This is a genomic window from Corynebacterium sp. 122RC1, from assembly GCF_024580955.1.
GTDB lineage: Bacteria > Actinomycetota > Actinomycetes > Mycobacteriales > Mycobacteriaceae > Corynebacterium > Corynebacterium kozikiae.
Genome location: NZ_JANIKD010000014.1, coordinates 46,699 through 63,684, shown reverse-complemented (window position 1 = coordinate 63,684; position 16,986 = coordinate 46,699). Strand labels below are relative to the sequence as shown.

Sequence of the window (16,986 nt, the reverse complement as noted above, 5' to 3'; positions counted from 1 at the left end):
CATGTTCGAATGCAGGATGGGTTCCTACGAGCGCAGATCGCATCTGGTTAATCAGACGTGTGTAGGCCCTCGCGAGGTCTTCGTCGATACCGTTGAGGACTTTTAGCTGGATAAAGACTTCCTCAACGCGGTCGACGCTGCGCAGGGCATCCGGGAGGTTAAGACCGGCATGGGCGATGACGTAGGCGTCGCGCACATCGGTCTTGGAGTTGCCGACGTGGATGCGAGAGAGCTGCCGCATCGCAAGCCCCGGTAGATAGCGAACGTCGGCCCCCATGTCTTGGGCGACTGCGACGGTTAACCGGCCGATGTTGTTGGGTTGATCGACAATGACAAGAACCGAAGCGTCATCGGCGAGAGTGCTCAAAAAGGAAAGGCCCGCTTGCATGAGTGCAAGCGGGCCTTAACGTTTGTGTGCTTAGGCGAATACCTGGAGCAGCAGCAACGCGATGATACAACCGATCCAGATGAGTCCGGTCAGCACAGTCATGCGGTCAAGGTTCTTTTCTGCCACGGTGGAACCCGAAAGGTTGGATTGCATTCCGCCACCAAAGAGGCTGGACAAGCCGCCACCCTTGCCGCGGTGGAGCAGCACGAAGATGGTGAGCAGGATGCAGGCCAGAAGCAGAATCGTCTGGAGAGCGAGAACCATGAATATCCTTTACAACTTTGCGTGCTGAGCAAGCGCCAGCATTACCTAGCACACTATACACCAGTGTTTTGGGCTTTTCCGTAAGCCCTTACACTGCGGCGTTTGCAACCAGCTTGGCAAAAGCCTCACCGTCAAGGGAAGCGCCGCCAACGAGGCCGCCGTCTACGTCGGGCTGGCCGACGATCTCACCGACCGTCTCGGCCTTCACGGAGCCGCCGTAGAGGATGCGGATGCCCTCGGCCACCTCAGCGCCGGCGAGCTTTTCGATGAGCTCGCGGATTGCCTTGCACACTTCCTGTGCGTCTGCAGCGGAGGCTACCTTGCCGGTGCCGATTGCCCACACTGGCTCGTAGGCGATCACGGTGCGGGAGAGCTCTTCTGCGCTGAGGTCTGCGAGGGAGGCTTCGGTCTGCTCCACCACGTACTCAACGTGGGTGCCTGCCTCGCGGATCTCCAGTGGCTCACCAACGCACACGATTGGGCTGATCTGCTGAGCCAGGGCTGCCTTTGCCTTTGCTGCTACCAGGGCGTCGGTCTCGCCGTGGTATTCGCGGCGCTCGGAGTGGCCCACCACTGCCCACGAGCAGCCGAGCTTTGCCAGCATCGGCGCAGAAACTTCACCGGTGTATGCGCCGGACTCGTGGGCGGAAACGTCCTGGGAGCCGTAGGAGATGGAGAGCTTGTCCCCTTCCACCAGGGTCTGCACGGAGCGGATGTCCGTAAATGGAACGGTAAGTGCTACGTCTACGGACTCATAGACATCCTTGGGCAGGGCGAACGCCAGCTTCTGGACGGTGCGAACGGCCTCCAGGTGGTCCAGGTTCATCTTCCAGTTGCCAGCGATCAGTGGCTTGCGTGCCATGGGGTTTCCTTTCAGAAAAGGGGTGTTCGGGGAGATTTAGGATTCCAGGACCTCAACGCCTGGCAGTTGCTTGCCTTCCAGGAACTCCAGGGAGGCGCCGCCACCTGTGGAAATGTGGCTGAAGCCATCCTCGCGCAGCCCGAGCAGGCGGACCGCTGCAGCGGAGTCGCCGCCGCCAACCACGGAGAAGGCGCCGTCGGAAGTTGCCTCGATGATTGCCTCTGCAACGCCGCGGGTGCCCTTGGAGAAGGCTGCGAACTCGAACACGCCCATTGGGCCATTCCAGAACACAGTCTTTGCGGACTTCAGTACCTCAGCGTATGCGGATACGGTCTCCGGTCCGATATCGAGGGACATCCAGCCCTCTGGGATGGCGTCGATTGCCACGATCTGGGTGTCTGCGTCCTCGGCAAAGCCGGAAGCAGCAGTGAGATCTACTGGCAGAACCAGCTTGTCGCCGAACTCCTCGAGCAGCGCCTTGCACTTTTCGATCTGCTCTTCCTGCAGCAAAGACTCCTGCACGTTGATGCCCTGTGCGGCGAGGAAGGTGTAGCACATGCCGCCACCAATGATCACCTTGTCTGCTTTTGCAGCCAGGGCTTCGATCACGCCGAGCTTGTCGGAAACCTTGGCACCACCGAGCACCACAACGTATGGGCGCTCTGGATTGGAGGCCACCTTGTCCAGCACCTCGATCTCAGCCTGAACCAGGGTGCCTGCGTAGTGTGGCAGGCGCTTGGCTACGTCGTACACGGAGGCCTGTGCGCGGTGCACCACGCCGAAGCCGTCGGAAACAAACGCGCCGTTTTCTGCGGCCAAGGCCACGAGCTGGTCGGCGAACTCGCCACGCTCGGCCTCATCCTTGGAGGTCTCACGGGGGTCGAAACGGACGTTTTCCAGCAGGAGGATGTCACCGTCGTTGAGGCCGTTGGCGCGCTCGTGTGCGTCCTCGCCAACAACGTCACCGGCGAGTGCGACGTACTGGCCCAGGGCCTCGGTGAGTGCCTCAGCAACTGGGGCGAGGGAGTACTTCTCGTTGACCTCGCCCTTTGGGCGGCCAAGGTGGGCCATCAGGATCACGCGTGCGCCAGCCTCAGACAGCGCCTGGATGGTGGGCAGGGATGCAGTGATACGGCCTGCGTCGGTAATTTCACGGGCGTCGTTGAGCGGCACGTTGAAATCGGAGCGGACCAGAACGTGGCGGCCTTCAACGCCTTCGTCGAGCAGGTCTTTCAAAGACTTTACGGACACAATAATCTCCTTTATTGGTGTGTGTTTAAGGAAAACCCCTGGGGTGTACCACGGTAGGCACACCCCAGGGGTTGGGGTGGTAGGCGGGTTTACACTCGCCCACCCCGCCGTGTCAGTGCCAGTGGCGGCACTGTTGAACGGCGTGGAGTATTAGAGGCGCTCTGCCACGTACTCGGTCAGGGTAACGAGCTGGTTGGAGTAGCCCCACTCGTTGTCGTACCAGGACACAACCTTCACCTGGTCGCCGATAACCTTGGTCAGGCCAGCGTCGAAGATGGATGGGTGTGGATCGGTCACGATGTCGGTGGACACGATTGGGTCCTCCGTGTAGGAGAGGATGCCCTTGAGCTCGCCCTCAGCAGCCTTCTTGATGATCTCGTTGACCTCTTCCACGGTGGTCTCACGGGAAGCGGTGAAGGTGAGGTCGGTTGCGGAACCGGTGATGGTTGGAACGCGCATTGCGAAGCCGTCCAGCTTGCCCTTGAGCTCTGGGAGCACCAGTGCAACAGCCTTGGCAGCGCCGGTGGAGGTTGGCACGATGTTCACGGCTGCTGCGCGTGCGCGGCGCAGGTCGCTGTGAGGTGCATCCTGGAGGCGCTGGTCGCCGGTGTATGCGTGGATGGTGGTCATGAGGCCGCGCTCGATGCCCAGGCCGTCATTCAAAGCCTTAGCCAGTGGTGCAAGGCAGTTGGTGGTGCAGGAAGCGTTGGAGATGATGTTGTGCTTCTCTGGATCGTAATCGGTGTGGTTCACGCCCACAACGAAGGTTGCATCCTCGTTCTTTGCTGGTGCAGAGATGATGACCTTCTTGGCGCCGGCGTCGATGTGAGCCTTTGCTGCCTCTGCGTTGGTGAAGAAGCCGGTGGACTCAACAACGATGTCCACGCCGAGGTCGCCCCACTTGAGGTCCTTTGGATCGCGCTCTGCGAACACGGTGATCTTCTGGCCGTCAACGGTGATGGACTCGTCGTCGAAGGTTACTTCCTTGCCCAGGCGGCCGAGGACGGAGTCGTACTTCAGCAGGTGAGCGAGGGTCTTATTGTCGGTCAGGTCGTTGACTGCAACAACCTCGAAGTTGGAGCCACGCTCTTGAGCTGCACGGAAGAAGTTGCGGCCGATGCGGCCAAAACCGTTGATACCTACGCGGATAGTCACTTAGTACTCCTCAAAGTTGAGTGTTAGAAAATCTGGAGGTCGAGTTCCCGGCCAATCTTTCCCGGTCAAGCGGTGTGTGATTGCGTTGTTTTTGTTCCGGTTGCTCGCCTGAACCTCACAAAGCACAGTGTAGCGACGGCAAGGGACTCGCGCAGGAGTTGCGGGAATGTTCGCCGCCGCGCGCTTCCGACGGCACCAAATCGCCGTGTACGTAAATGTGGCTTTTGTTTGGTTTATGTCCGTTTCGCACAGCACTTTTCCCTGTGGCCATACCCCCGAACGTGGGAGGAATTGGGCGTTGGCAAACATGGGCCACCGTAAAGGTTTCCGGTCTATCACAGCAAACACGCCGTTGTGAAGCTTGTCACAACGGCGTGTTTTTGTGTGTTAGGCACTACATCTGGTCCATGAGCTCGTCGGTCACCGCATGGTTGGTGTCCGGAATGCCCAAGGCAGCGGCACGCTTGTCCGCAAGTTCCAGGAGCCTGCGCACGCGGCCGGCAACGGCATCTTTGGTGATTTGGGGATCGGAAAGCTTGCCCAGCTCCTCCAGTGAGGCCTGCCGGTGCTGCACTCGCAATTGCCCAGCTTGGGCAAGGTGGTCCGGCACGTCGTCCCCGAGGATCGCCATGGCCCGTTCCACGCGGGCGGCGGTCGCCACTGCTGCCCTAGCTGAACGCCGCAGGTTGGCGTCGTCAAAATTTGCCAGCCTGTTGCTGCCCGGTCGGGTGGTGCTGCGCTTGCGCTTCTTGTCCCACTGGAGCCGCGTTGCATGCGCGCCCATGCGAGAGAGCAGCGCGCCTACTGCCTCGCCGTCGCGCAGGTACACCTTCTCCACTGCCCTGCTCTCTTTGGTTTTCGCGGTCAGCCCCAGCCGACGTGCACAGCCGACCAACGCCATCGAGGCTTCCTGGCTCGGGCAGGAGACTTCAAGCCCGGCGGTGCGGCCGGGGTCAGAAAGGTGCCCTGCTGCGAGGAAGGCGCCGCGCCAGGCGGCCTCGGCGTCGGTGATCGTGCCGGTGATCACTGCTGGCGGCAAGCCGAGCACCAAGTGACCGCTGCGGGTCACCAAACCAACACGGCGGACCAGGGAATCCGCCCCTTCAGTGATACGCACCAAGTGCCGGGGCACCTTTCGCTGCGTGGAGGTCCCTAGGTCCAGCACCGTGGCTGAAATCTCAAACAGGTCTGCGATCTCGGCTGCGAGCCGGCGCGCGGCTTGCGCGTGATCCAGTTCCACTTCCACCACCAGGCTGTCCGCCACAATGTTCATCGATCCGGCAAAGCGGATAAGTGCAGCGATCTCCGCGATCCGCGAGGACTGGCGGGTGGACTGCACCTTCACCAGCTCATCTTTGACCTGGGTGGACAACATCTGCATAGAACTTCAAACCCCTTGCAACAAAACTTGCAGACCAACATGTGCGCGTGCATCTGCGCTCCGGCGCGCACCACCGCGCACTGTAGCTTTTGCATTGTAGCTGCTGGGCGCGCGCGAACCTACTCCCTACGCATTTCCATTGCCGTTTTCGCCCGCGAGCTCTCGGCGCAGCGCATCGGCCAGCTTGGCTGGGCTGTGGCGGTCCGTGGTGCGCCCGCGTTCGTCGAGCTCCCGCAGGTCATAGCAGGACACCCTGGCACCGAGCGCCGCAGCCGCGCGCTCCAGGTGCTTGCGCTCGACCTCATTGCCCAGCATGGAGGAATCCACCAACACCACATCGGCTTGAATACCGTTGGCGTGCTGGGAGAGCACATGTAGGTGGCGCTCCGCGCTGAACCCGGCGGTCTCCCCCGGTTCCGGGTTGAGGTTCAGCACCACCACGCGCAAGGCGTTGGAATTGTTAATGGCCTGTGGGATACCGGGGACCAACACGTGCGGGATCACGCTGGAGAACCAGGAACCCGGACCTAAGGTGATGAGGTCTGCAGCGGCAATCGCCTCAAGTGCCTCCGGCAACGGCTCCGGGTTTTCCGGGAACACGCGCACCCGGCGCACCGTGCCCGGCGTGGAGGCAACCGCCACCTGCCCGCGGACTTCACGCATGATCCGCGGGTCATCTTCCAGTCCACCAACCTCTGCGGCGATCTCCAAAGCCTCGTTGCACACTGGTAGCACCCTGCCCTCAGTGCGCATGAGTTTGGCCACCATGTCCAGGGACTGCAGCTCGGAGCCGGTGATCTCCACCAGGCCGGCGATGAGCAGGTTGCCCACCGCGTGGCCGGCAAGCGCCCCGTGCCCGCTGAAACGATGCTGGAGAGCCTGCTCCCAAAGGGCGCCTTCTTCGTCGAAAGGCGCGAGAGCCGCGAGAGCCATTCGCAGGTCCCCTGGGGGGATTTGGCCGAGCTCGCGGCGGATGCGGCCGGAGGAGCCGCCGTCATCGGCAACGGTCACCACCGCGTTGATGGAGGCGGGTTTGAGCAGTCGCACAGCGCGCAGCGTTTGGAACAACCCGTGGCCACCGCCAAGGCTCACCACATTCGGCTGGGAACAATCTGTCTGGTTCATCTGCGCCCTTGCCTTAGTTCCGGGAAATGTCGCGGTGATTGACGGTGACGTCGAGGTCGCCGCGTTCCCGAAGGCGCGCGCCGATCTCCTCAGCGATTGCCACGCTGCGGTGATGCCCGCCGGTGCACCCCACGGACACGGTAATGAAGTTCTTGCCCTCATGGATAAAGCCCGAGCGCATGTTGTCAAACATCGCGATGAAGTTGTTCAGGAACTCCTCGGTGTGCTCCTGGGAGAGCACATAATCACTCACTGGCTTGTCCACGCCGCGGAAGGGGCGCAGCTCCGGTACCCAGAAGGGGTTAGGCAAGAAGCGCACGTCCAGCATGATGTCCGTATCGCGCGGCGAGCCATGCTTGAAGCCAAAGGACTGGATGGTCACGTGCGGCGCCTTGGTGGCAATCGAGGAGAAGTTGGACTCAATGGCACGGCGGAGATCGTGCACCGAAAGGTCAGAGGTATCAATGATCACATCGGCGTTTTCCCTCAGGGTGGACATGATTTCTCGTTCCCGCTCGATCCCCACAAGCAGGGTGCCGTTGCCCTGCAGCGGGTGGGTGCGGCGCACGTTGTCAAAGCGTTTGATCAACACGTCGTCGCGGGCATCCATGAACAGCACCAGGGGCTGATTGCCCTTTGAGGCAAGCGTAGAAATCACCTGCTCAAGATTGCCGGCAAAGGCCAGGGAGCGCACGTCGGACACTACGGCGATCCGCTCCACTGGTGATGTTGCGGTGCGGGCCATCTCCACCAATTCCGTGACCATCACCGCCGGGATGTTCTGGGCCACGAACCAGCCCATATCCTCCAGCACCCTGCCCGCAGAGCTCAGGCCGGCGCCGGACAGCCCGGTGATCAAAATCGGCGGAATCTGGGCTTGGTCTTGGCCTTGTCCGTTGGTTAGTTCCTCAGCGTGCGCACTCATGGCCGCCATTCTACTTCCAAATAACGCCCGCGCCGCGCGCTTTCCGCCTGCCACCGGCGAAACTCCTGTACCGCTAGCTTTGCGGATGCAGCGCGTCAAACACGTTTTGCGCGAGCGCCGGGCCAAACCCCTTTACCGCTGCAATTTCCTCCACGCTGGCCTGCTTGAGCTGCTTCAGCGAGCCAAAGTGGCGCACCAGCTCCCTGCGGCGCACCTGGCCCAGGCCCTTCACATTGTCCAGCTCAGAGGCCTTCATGCGCTTGGAGCGCTGCTGGCGGTGGAATTGGATGGCAACCCGGTGGGCTTCGTCACGGATCTGTTGAATCAGGAACAATGCCTGCGAATTTCGCGGCAGGATTACGGGATAGGGGTCGTTCGGCAGCCAGACCTCCTCCAAGCGTTTAGCTATGCCAATCAGGGTGACGTCGGAAATCTCCAGCTCATCGAGCACTGCCTGCGCCGCCTGGACCTGCGGCTGCCCACCGTCGACGATGAAGAGCTGCGGAGGATACGCAAAACGACGTTTCCCGGTGGGCTGATCTTCCGTTTGGGTATCAGTGAACTCGGTTTCCTCCGGGACCGCCATCTTGTCCTCGTGATAGCGCGCAAAGCGCCTGCGGGTGACCTCGGCAATGGAACCAACGTCATTGCTGCGGCCTTCGCCTGCGGCTTCCTTGATGTGGTAGCGCCGGTAGTCCTGCTTCTTCGGCAGCCCATCCTCAAAGACCACCAGTGAGGCCACCACGTCCGTGCCCTGGATGTGCGAGATATCCGTGCACTCGATGCGCAGCGGCACCTGGTCCATTTCCAGGTACTCCTGAATGTCTGCGAGCGCCTGGGAACGCGCACTGAGGTCCCCCACACGCTTCAGTTTGTGCTGCTTCAACGTCTCCTGAGCATTCCGTGCAACAGTGTCCATTAGGGTGCGTTTGTCCCCGCGCTGCGGCACCCGCACATCCACCTGGGCACCGCGCAACTTGGAAAGCACCTCGGCCGTCGCCGCAACATCCGTTGGCTCGATACCCACCAACACTTCCTTGGGGATCACAGTTCCAGCACCAGATCGCGCAGCCGATCCCCTGCCAGCGCCGGTGCCGTCGGCAAGTGCCTGCAGGGATTCTTTGTCCACGCCGCGCCGCGCGACCTTTGCCTCGCGCTGCTGGGTGTGGGCTTCCTGGTCAACGAGGTCGGTGTAGAAAGTCACTAGGAAGGTTTGGAGCTGCTCGGCAAGGTCCTCGGCGCGATCGCTGGTGCGCTCGATGATCCAGCCACGCTGGCCTTTCACCCTGCCCTGGCGGACGTGGAAGAGCTGGATAGCTGCCTCCAACTCGTCTGCGGCCACGGCGAAGACGTCGGCGTCCGTCCCGTCACCGAGCACGATGGCCTGTTGCTCAGTGATTTTTTGCACGGCCTGCAGGTCATCGCGCAGCCGGGCAGCCTTCTCAAAGTCCAGCTCGTCTGCAGCTTGGTTCATCTGCTCGGTGAGGCTGCGCACCACCTCATTGGTATGGCCGGCCATGAAGGAGCAAAACCCGTCCACGATCTCGCGGTGCTCTGCCTCGCTCACGCGGCCCACGCAGGGCGCCGCGCACTTATCGATGTAACCCATCAGGCAGGGCCGCCCCAGTGCCTCATGGCGGCGGAACACCCCGGATGCACAGGTGCGCATGGGGAAGACTTTGGTGAGGACGTCGATTGTTTCCCGCACTGCCCAGGCGTGGGAGTACGGGCCGAAGTACCGCACGCCCTTGCGCTGGGCACCGCGATAGAAGAACGCCCTGGGAAAGCGCTCCCCCACAGTAACCGCCAGCACCGGATAGGACTTATCATCGCGATACTTCACGTTGAAGCGCGGATCGTACTTCTTGATCCACGTGTACTCCAACTGCAGCGCCTCTACCTCGCTACCCACCACTGTCCAAGCCACTGAGGAGGCGGTGGTCACCATCTGGCGGGTGCGCGGGTGCAGTTGGCTCAGGTCCTGGAAGTAGTTGGAGAGCCTGGCCCGCAGATTTTTGGCTTTGCCAACGTAAATCACCGTGCCGCTTGGGTCACGGAACATGTAGACGCCCGGCTGTGTAGGGATGCTCCCTGGGGCCGGGCGGTAGGTGGTGGGATCTGCCACAGTGGCGGGAAACCTTCCTTAAGCTGGAACCTGCTTGGAACTGCAGGCTTGAAAGCTGTGTTGAGGCTAGTCCTCCGGCATGTACTGAGCTTCAAGTGTGCGGAAGGCCTCTACGGCCCGAAGGCAGTCCACGCCATCCGCCGCCTGCAGCGCCCACAGGGGCACATATTCAAACTCCGGCAGCTCCAGGCGGGCAACCTTGGCGCCCTCTGGGAAGTTCAGGCCGTAAATCACGCTCCACGGATAGAAACGGCTGCCAATGAAGTTCTGCACCTGCACCCCGTCTTCATTTGCCCGCAGTCGCGGACGGCGCAACGCTACAAACGCCAGTGCCGCAAACAACACGCCCACCAGGAAGTAACCCCACTGGTCCACCAGGGTCACGGTGGTTCCGGTGTCGCCGATCGCCACCACAATGGCCAGGAAGATGTGCACCGCCAAGATCACCACTGCGGCAATAATCGCGAGTGTATTCATGCGTCGCGACGCCACCTCCAGGCGCCACGGCCGGGTGGTCGTCAGCGCCGCGTCGGCGGCAACGTAGCGCTGGACTTCTGCGTCACTGAGAACTTTGCTCCCCTGGCCAGCTCGGCGCTGGTCGGGGGTCGGCGCCTCGTCGGCAGAATGTGCATGGGGTTCCATTGTCGAGCTTCCTCTTCCCTGCTGCGGGTGAACATCTAGTGGGGTGCTGTGGCGCACTGGCAAACAGCGCCCAAACAGCACCCCCAAACAGCACCATTGTGCCACTGCACGCGGCGGAGTGCGAACAGCCAACCGGCGGTTTCCGCGCTGTGCGTTAAAGGCTGGCGAGCTTGCGCAGCTCATCCACCGCCTGCGCGGGGCTTGGCTTGCCGTACACGGCGGAACCCGCCACGAAGGCGTCACAACCGGCCTCGGCGGCCTGGGCGATGGTGTCTGCGGAGATGCCGCCGTCGATCTCAATGATGACGTCCAAGCCACGTTCATCGATCGCGTTGCGCAGCGTGCGCACCTTGGCAAGCTGATTCGGCATGAAGGACTGGCCACCAAAGCCCGGCTCCACGCTCATTACCAGCACTTCATCGAACTCCTCCAGCATGTCCAGGTAGGGCTCGATGGGCGTGCCGGGCTTCACGGAGAACCCTGCGCGCACTCCAGCGCCGCGCAGTGTGCGGGCCAGGGCCACTGGATTATCCGTGGCTTCCACATGGAAAATCACGCAGTGCGCACCGGCGTCTACGTAGTGCTGCACCCACTTCTCCGGAGCCTCAATCATCAGGTGCACATCCAACGGCAAAGAGGTGGACTTGTGCACCGCTTTGGTCACATCCGGGCCAAAGGACAGGTTGGGGACAAAGTGCCCATCCATGATGTCCACGTGGATCCAGTCGGCATTGCTCACCGCCTCTACCTCGGCGCCGAGCTTGCTAAAGTCCGCCGCCAAGATTGATGGCGCGATAATTGGTTTGCGTTGCATATTGTCCACCTTCACCATTTGAACTTGAGCACCGGAGCGCCTCAAGAAGCAACCTGCACTTCCACCAGGGTACAACCGAGCCGATCTTTAGTGCATTTACTGTGTGACTTTCGGGGAGCGCTTGAGCACCGCGAAGAACATCGCGTCGGTACCGTGGCGGTGCGGCCACATCTGCACAGACAGCTCCTCGCCGGTGTCCTCCATCCTGGCGGCAAGGGGGCGGGCGGGAAGTTCGTGCACGTCCGCGAATTCGGGGTTGGCCATCACATGGCTCAATACTTCCCTCGTTTCCCGCAGATCCGGCGAGCAGGTGGAGTAGACCACCACGCCACCGGGGCGTACCAGACGCAACGCGGAGCTCAACAGCTCTTGCTGCAGGCTTTGCAGCGGGAGGATGTCTTCCTCCTGCTTCTTCCAGCGGGCCTCTGGCCTGCGGCGCAAGGCACCGAGGCCGCTACACGGGGCGTCCACGAGAATGCGGTCAAAGCTGGCGGCTGGAAAATCGAGGTTCCGGCCGTCAGCGGCATGCACCACCACGGGCAGATCCCCCACTGCCTTTTGGATGAGTTGGGCGCGGTGCGGGGAGACCTCCACCGCGTCCACCGTGGCGCCCTCCATTCGGGCAAGCGCCCCCAAAAGCGCGGCCTTTCCACCGGGACCCGCACAAAGATCAAGCCACTTACCTTGATCATCGCCGTCGATCGGTGCCGTTGCCAATGCCCGGGCGATGATTTGGGAGCCCTCATCCTGGACGCCCGCCAAACCCTGGCGCACGGGCTCAACATCACTCGGGGAACCACCCTCCAGGTACACGGCATAGGGGGAATACTTGCCTTGCTCACCACCCGTGATCAGCGCCAGCTCCTCTGCGGTGATCTCGCCCGGCCGCGCTACCAGGTGCACGCTTGGGCGTTGTGAATCCGCCTCGAGCGCCTGCTGTAGCTCCCCGATGCCCACCACCTTGGAGAAGCTGTGCGCAATCCACTCCGGGTGGGCGTAGCGAAATGCCAGCGCCGCTACCTCACCAGCAGGGGTGAGCTTGTCCAGCCACTGCTCGCGGGAGCTGCGGGAAATCGTACGCAGGATGCCGTTGACAAACCCTTTGGCCCGCTCCTGGCCCAAACCTTCCACGATCCTCACTGAGGTATCTACCGCAGCGTAGCGATCCACCCTGGTGTACAGCAGTTGGTACGCACCAAGGCGCAGAGACGCCGCCACCTCGGGCGCCATCTGCGCAACAAGGCGCGAGGCGCAGTTGTTGATCACCGCGTCCAGCACCCCCTGCTGGCGCAGCGTGCCATAGGTGAGTTCCGTGGCAAAGGCGGCATCTCGCCCCTTCACACGGGCTGAGCGCAGCAGCGCTGGGAGGGTGAGGTTAGCGTAAGCGCCTTCCTGAGCCACTCGAAGCAGCACCTCCACCGCCACGCAGCGCGGGATGTCCACCCCGGGAATGCGCTGGAAGTCGCCCCGGCGCTGGCTGCTTCCCTCCCCGCGGGAGCGTGTGATCTTGCCGGGCGCTGCCTGGCGTTGGGATTGCGGCGCTTGGCGACGTCGGGAAGGCTCCCTCCGCTCGCCGTTGCTTGCGCCTTGCGGACCCTGGTCAGACGTGCGTGCCCGCGAACGAAAACCGCCGCTCATGCAAACCTCTCTTCAACGTGGCCAACGCCGCGACCCCACGCTGCAGCATCCATCATTTTCTTGCCCTGGGGCTGCAGGGTGGTGAGGCGGACGTCGTAGCTCCCGGTTCCTACAACTACCTGTTGTTTTTCAATGCGCATTGCGCCTGCTTCGAGGGTGGCCTCCTCCAACAGAAGTACCGGTCCGAGCTTGAAGCGGGCCTCGCCGAGCATCGCCCATGCGCCTGGCGCCGGGGTGACGGAACGGATGAGGCGGTCGATTTCCTCGGCGGGTGCGGAGAAGTCCACGTGTGCGTCGGCGGGAAGGATCTTTGGTGCGTAGGTCCCTTCCGCCGGTTGGGGTTGCGGGGTGAGCGAGCCGTTTTCAAGGCCATCCATGGTGCGCACCAGCAACTCAGCGCCACTGAAGGCGAGCCTGGTGAGCAGGTCATCTGCGGTATCTAGTGGCTGGATCTCTTCTTGGAGCGTGGCCAAGATGGGGCCGGTATCAAGGCCCTCATCGATCCGGAAGGTGGTGGCACCAGTGAGCGAATCACCCGCGCGAATCGCTGCTTGCACTGGCGCGGCGCCACGCCAAGAAGGGAGCAGCGAAAAGTGCAGGTTCACCCAGCCGTGCGGCACCGCTTCCAGCAAGTCCGGGGTGACAAGGTTGCCATAGGCCACCACTGGGATGCAGTCCGGGGCGATGTCTGCGAGTGCCACTCGGAACTGCTCGCCGTCTGGAGTGCCGGGTTTAATCGTGGCGGGCTTCAGCGTGGCAATCCCGTGCTCACGGGCCAGGGCCGCAACCGGGGATTCCACAAGTTTCCGGCCGCGCCCCTTTGGCGCATCCGGGCGGGTGAGCACCGCTGCAACCTCGTGCTCACTGCGCAGCAGGGCCTGGAGGGCAACCACTGCCGGTTCGGGTGTTCCTGCAAAAAGTAGGCGCATCTTCATCACTCCCCAAAAAGTCTGCGGATCAACCGCGCGGCTACTGGTTCCACTCGGCGTTACGCAGCTCAGCCATGGCCTCTTTGCGCAGCTCAGGACTCAGGCGCTTGAGGAACAAAATGCCATCGAGGTGGTCCGTCTCATGCTGGATGCAGCGCGCCATCAACCCGCTGGCCACCATGGATACTGGATTGCCGTCCTTATCCTGGCCGCTGACCTTCACCGTCTGGAAACGCTCGGTGTCTTTTTGCACACCTGGGATGGACAGGCAGCCTTCCTGGTCGATCTGGGTTTCCTCACCGATTGCTTCCCACACGGGGTTGACGATGTGCCCCCGCAGCCCCTCTTCAATATGGGAGCAGTCGTACACGAACACCCGCTTGGTCACACCAACCTGGTTCGCGGCAAGGCCAACGCCGCCGGCTTCATCCATCGTCTCCAGCATGTCATCAATCAGGTGCTCAAGTGCGGCGTCGAACTCCGTCACCTCCTGCGCACGGGTACGAAGAACCGGATCACCGAACATGCGGATTGGGCGGGTTGCCATATGGAAACAGCTTTCCTTTCAACAAACAATTGGGGCAGGCGCGGGCGAGCCATGCACTCGTGAGCGTGCTGTGTGGCATCCAGCGCGGCACCTGCGAAGAAACACTGCAATCCTACCCCACCTTGATGGGGTCTACTTGGATGCGCAGTGGAAGGTCCTGCTTGCGCATCGCCCGCGCCATCGAAGCCGCCCGCAGTGCCGAGCCCAAGTCATTGCGGTGGCGCAGCGGACTGCGGATAAGGAGGCGCATTGGTGGGCCGGCTACCTGCTCGTTGTACTGCCCAGGCAGGCGCACCCCTGGGGGCAGGTCCACCGGCCCGAGTACCTCCGCGTGTTCGGGCAAATCCACCAGTTCCAGGAACTCTTCGAGAGCGGCTGATGGCCCGTCCACCGCCGCCATGTGCGCCGCCGGGGGGAAGTGTACTTCTTTGCGTTGCGCGAGCTCTCGCTGCGCGGCGCCCACCATGTCCCAGCGAATCAACGCCTGCACGGCGGGCAGGCCAGGGTCTGCCACCACAATCACCTCCCCGCCTTTGCGGCCGGGTTCCACCATGCTCGCCGCATGCGCCCACTGGGCCAGGGTGAGTTCGGTGGCGCGGAGATCCTGGCGGCCAAGCAACGCCCAAGTGTCCAGCAACACCACGGCACCATAGGTTCCCTTGGGTTCCCCGCCGGGGGTGGCAACCACGATGCCAGGGCCGGGGGCGAGTTCCTTCGGCAGTGCATCCACGATGCGCTGGCCACCGGAAACGATCACCCTCTGTTGCGGAAACGCCCTGCCCAGCTCCTCGGCGGTGCGTTGCCCACCCAAAACCACCGCGCGGATCTTGTCTGAGCCGCACTGACCGCAACGCATGTGGGCGTCGGGACGACCGCACCATCTGCACGTCGGTAGGGCGGGAGTTTCCCCGCCGGCGCCACCGATTCCCGTGTTCGCGCCTGGTTCCGACGCCGCGGGCAGCCCCATCGGCCCTGCGCAGGTTCGGCAGCGTGCTGGGGCACGGCACACTCCGCAGGCAAGGGATGGAACATAGCCTTTCCGTGGCACTTGGAAGAGCACGGGCATTCCTCGCTCGAGGGCGCTGCGTGCAGCGGCAAACGCCCTGGCGGGGATACGCGCTTGGCGTGCCATGGGGTCCCGTTCCAGCTCGCGGTCGGTTTCCCCCACCGCGTGGATTGCGGGTTGCCTGGTGCGGACCGTATCCCTGGAGCCCACCAGATCGTGCGCCCACCCGGATTCCACCAGCAGTTGGGCCTCCGCGGTGCGCGAGTAGGAACCGATCACCAGGGAGCACCCCTCGATGGAACTGCGGGTAGTGAGCACCTCACGGGCGTGCTGATAGGGCGCGCGGGGCTCCACCAGGTTTTCGTCCCCATCATCTTTCATGCACACCAGCCCCAAGTTGTGCACCGGGGCGAAGGCGGCGTTGCGAGTGCCAATCACAATGCGGGCCTGGCCGCGCAGCACACTCAAGTAGCGCCGGTAGCGAGCTTGAGGGCCCAAGGACGCCTGCAGGACCGTTACTTGCTTGGCGCTCACATGGGCGCGCAAGGCTGCTTCCAGGAGATCCAGGTCCCGCTGGTCAGGGACCACAATGAGCACACCGGCACCCCCAAGCGCCACCTTGACCGCGATTGCCGCGTAGGCCTGCGCCCACTGCTCCCCTGGCAGAAATTGCATCACGGCGCGCGCGGTGTGTTTGGCCAGTACCGCGTCCACAAAGCTCGTGCCGTGCTGGTAGGAGGCCCACTGGGAGAGGTCGGGCTCCTGGGCGGTGCCGAGCTCTTCCCAGGGTTGGCTGAAATCCACCTGCTCTACGCTGGCGTGGCGCGGCGGAATGGCCGCGCGTAGCAGGTCAGCCGTGGTGCCGGCGTAGCGCTGCTTCAAGGACTCCACTAGCTTCTGCAGCACCGGGGGATACACGCGATCCTCCGAGATCACGCGGTCAATCCAGCTCAGGGTGCCCGGATGGTCACTTTCCGCGAGGCGTTCCATCACGATCGCGTCCACCAGGCGCCCATTGAAGCGAATCCTCACGCGCACGCCAGGGTTGCACGCCTCCGAGGAGGCTTCATCCACCAGGTAGTCAAAGGTACGATCCAGGTTACTCACCTGCAGCAACGGAAGCACACGAGCCACCGGAAGGTGCTCTGCGATGCTGCGGGTGTTAGTCATGTGCGTGATTCTAAACCGTGGCTCGGACACGCCGCTACCAAGCGTGAATCTCCTGCGCTTAACCCCTAAAGAACCTGGCCCACGCCTGCCTGCAGCATATTCTCCACATACTTGGCGAGCACGTCCACTTCCACATTCACAAGCTCTCCCACCTGCAGCTTGCCGAAGGTGGTCACCTCCAAAGTGGTGGGAATCAGGGAGACTTCCACCCAGCCCTCACCGACTCCACTCACGGTCAGGGAGGTGCCATTGAGTGCAATCGAGCCCTTCTCCACCACATAACGCTGCAACTTCGCAGGCAAAGAGAGGCGCAGGACGTCCCAGTGCTCGCTTGGGTTGCGGGAAAGCAGCGTTGCTACACCATCGACGTGACCTTGTACGATGTGCCCGTCCAGCCGGCTGCCAACCTTCACCGCACGCTCCAAATTCACTTGGGCGCCAACGCCTCGGCTCCCCAAAGCGGAGCGGTTCAGGGTCTCCTGCATAACGTCCACCTCAAAGCTGTGGGCGTTGTAGGCCACAACCGTGAGGCACACGCCGTCTACTGCAATTGAGTCGCCGTGACCCACGGCTTCCAACACCGCCCGGCCCGTGATCCTCAAACGCAGAGAATCTTCAAGCTGGGTGATCGCCTCAATGGCGCCTACTTCCTCCACAATCCCGGTAAACATGACGTCCTTTCCAAACAACGGCAAGTGCTGAGGCAGAATTGCTTCCGCCTCGATGGACGCCATGCTACGCGCGAGCAGGAAGCGCGCCCCGAC

The 16,986-nt window shown here is 62.5% G+C and carries 16 protein-coding genes; all 16 read right to left on the bottom strand.

From position 1 onward, the window contains the following. Window positions 1-388, bottom strand: a 388-nt coding sequence (locus tag NQ050_RS08035; RefSeq protein WP_257038773.1) for an IS110 family transposase, incomplete at its 3' end; no start/stop codon positions are given. A gap of 30 nt (window positions 389-418) precedes the next feature. Further along, the gene (gene secG / locus NQ050_RS08030) at window positions 419-652 is read right to left on the bottom strand and encodes a preprotein translocase subunit SecG (protein WP_257038772.1); all 234 of its coding nucleotides are present in this window, start codon (window positions 650-652) and stop codon (window positions 419-421) included. Between the two features lie 88 nt (window positions 653-740). After that, window positions 741-1,514, bottom strand: coding sequence for a triose-phosphate isomerase (gene tpiA / locus NQ050_RS08025; RefSeq protein ID WP_257038771.1), 774 nt, complete (start codon window positions 1,512-1,514; stop codon window positions 741-743). A gap of 36 nt (window positions 1,515-1,550) precedes the next feature. Then, window positions 1,551-2,765 carry a phosphoglycerate kinase gene (gene pgk / locus NQ050_RS08020; RefSeq protein WP_257038770.1) on the bottom strand — a complete coding sequence of 405 codons (1,215 nt, stop codon included), beginning with the start codon at window positions 2,763-2,765 and terminating at the stop codon, window positions 1,551-1,553. A 150-nt stretch (window positions 2,766-2,915) separates the two neighbouring features. After that, complete coding sequence (gene gap / locus NQ050_RS08015) at window positions 2,916-3,920, bottom strand: type I glyceraldehyde-3-phosphate dehydrogenase (RefSeq protein WP_257038769.1); 1,005 nt, start codon at window positions 3,918-3,920, stop codon at window positions 2,916-2,918. A 394-nt stretch (window positions 3,921-4,314) separates the two neighbouring features. Next, window positions 4,315-5,301, bottom strand: a complete 987-nt coding sequence (gene whiA, locus NQ050_RS08010) for a DNA-binding protein WhiA (RefSeq protein ID WP_257038768.1) — start codon at window positions 5,299-5,301, stop codon at window positions 4,315-4,317. 126 nt (window positions 5,302-5,427) lie between these two features. Continuing rightward, window positions 5,428-6,426, bottom strand: coding sequence for a uridine diphosphate-N-acetylglucosamine-binding protein YvcK (gene yvcK, locus NQ050_RS08005; RefSeq protein ID WP_257038767.1), 999 nt, complete (start codon window positions 6,424-6,426; stop codon window positions 5,428-5,430). Between the two features lie 13 nt (window positions 6,427-6,439). Then, complete coding sequence (rapZ, locus tag NQ050_RS08000; protein WP_257038766.1) at window positions 6,440-7,351, bottom strand: RNase adapter RapZ; 912 nt, start codon at window positions 7,349-7,351, stop codon at window positions 6,440-6,442. Between the two features lie 73 nt (window positions 7,352-7,424). Then, window positions 7,425-9,476: an excinuclease ABC subunit UvrC gene (uvrC, locus tag NQ050_RS07995; RefSeq protein ID WP_257038765.1), complete on the bottom strand. Its 2,052-nt coding sequence runs from the start codon at window positions 9,474-9,476 to the stop codon at window positions 7,425-7,427. A 66-nt stretch (window positions 9,477-9,542) separates the two neighbouring features. Then, window positions 9,543-10,118 carry a PH domain-containing protein gene (locus NQ050_RS07990; protein ID WP_257038764.1) on the bottom strand — a complete coding sequence of 192 codons (576 nt, stop codon included), beginning with the start codon at window positions 10,116-10,118 and terminating at the stop codon, window positions 9,543-9,545. Between the two features lie 154 nt (window positions 10,119-10,272). Next, a complete protein-coding gene (rpe, locus tag NQ050_RS07985; RefSeq protein ID WP_257038763.1) occupies window positions 10,273-10,932 on the bottom strand; it encodes a ribulose-phosphate 3-epimerase in 660 nt (219 codons plus the stop codon). Between the two features lie 96 nt (window positions 10,933-11,028). After that, complete coding sequence (locus tag NQ050_RS07980) at window positions 11,029-12,570, bottom strand: RsmB/NOP family class I SAM-dependent RNA methyltransferase (RefSeq protein ID WP_257038762.1); 1,542 nt, start codon at window positions 12,568-12,570, stop codon at window positions 11,029-11,031. Next, entirely contained in the window at window positions 12,567-13,499 is a 933-nt protein-coding gene (fmt, locus tag NQ050_RS07975; protein ID WP_257038761.1) for a methionyl-tRNA formyltransferase, read from the bottom strand. Before fmt ends, NQ050_RS07980 begins: the two co-directional genes overlap by 4 nt. Before the next feature lie 40 nt (window positions 13,500-13,539). Continuing rightward, entirely contained in the window at window positions 13,540-14,046 is a 507-nt protein-coding gene (gene def / locus NQ050_RS07970; protein ID WP_257038760.1) for a peptide deformylase, read from the bottom strand. A 112-nt stretch (window positions 14,047-14,158) separates the two neighbouring features. After that, entirely contained in the window at window positions 14,159-16,222 is a 2,064-nt protein-coding gene (locus NQ050_RS07965) for a primosomal protein N' (protein WP_257038759.1), read from the bottom strand. 65 nt (window positions 16,223-16,287) lie between these two features. Beyond that, on the bottom strand, window positions 16,288-16,893 hold the full coding sequence (locus NQ050_RS07960; RefSeq protein ID WP_257038758.1) for a riboflavin synthase: 606 nt from the start codon (window positions 16,891-16,893) through the stop codon (window positions 16,288-16,290). Window positions 16,894-16,986: the final 93 nt, after the last annotated feature.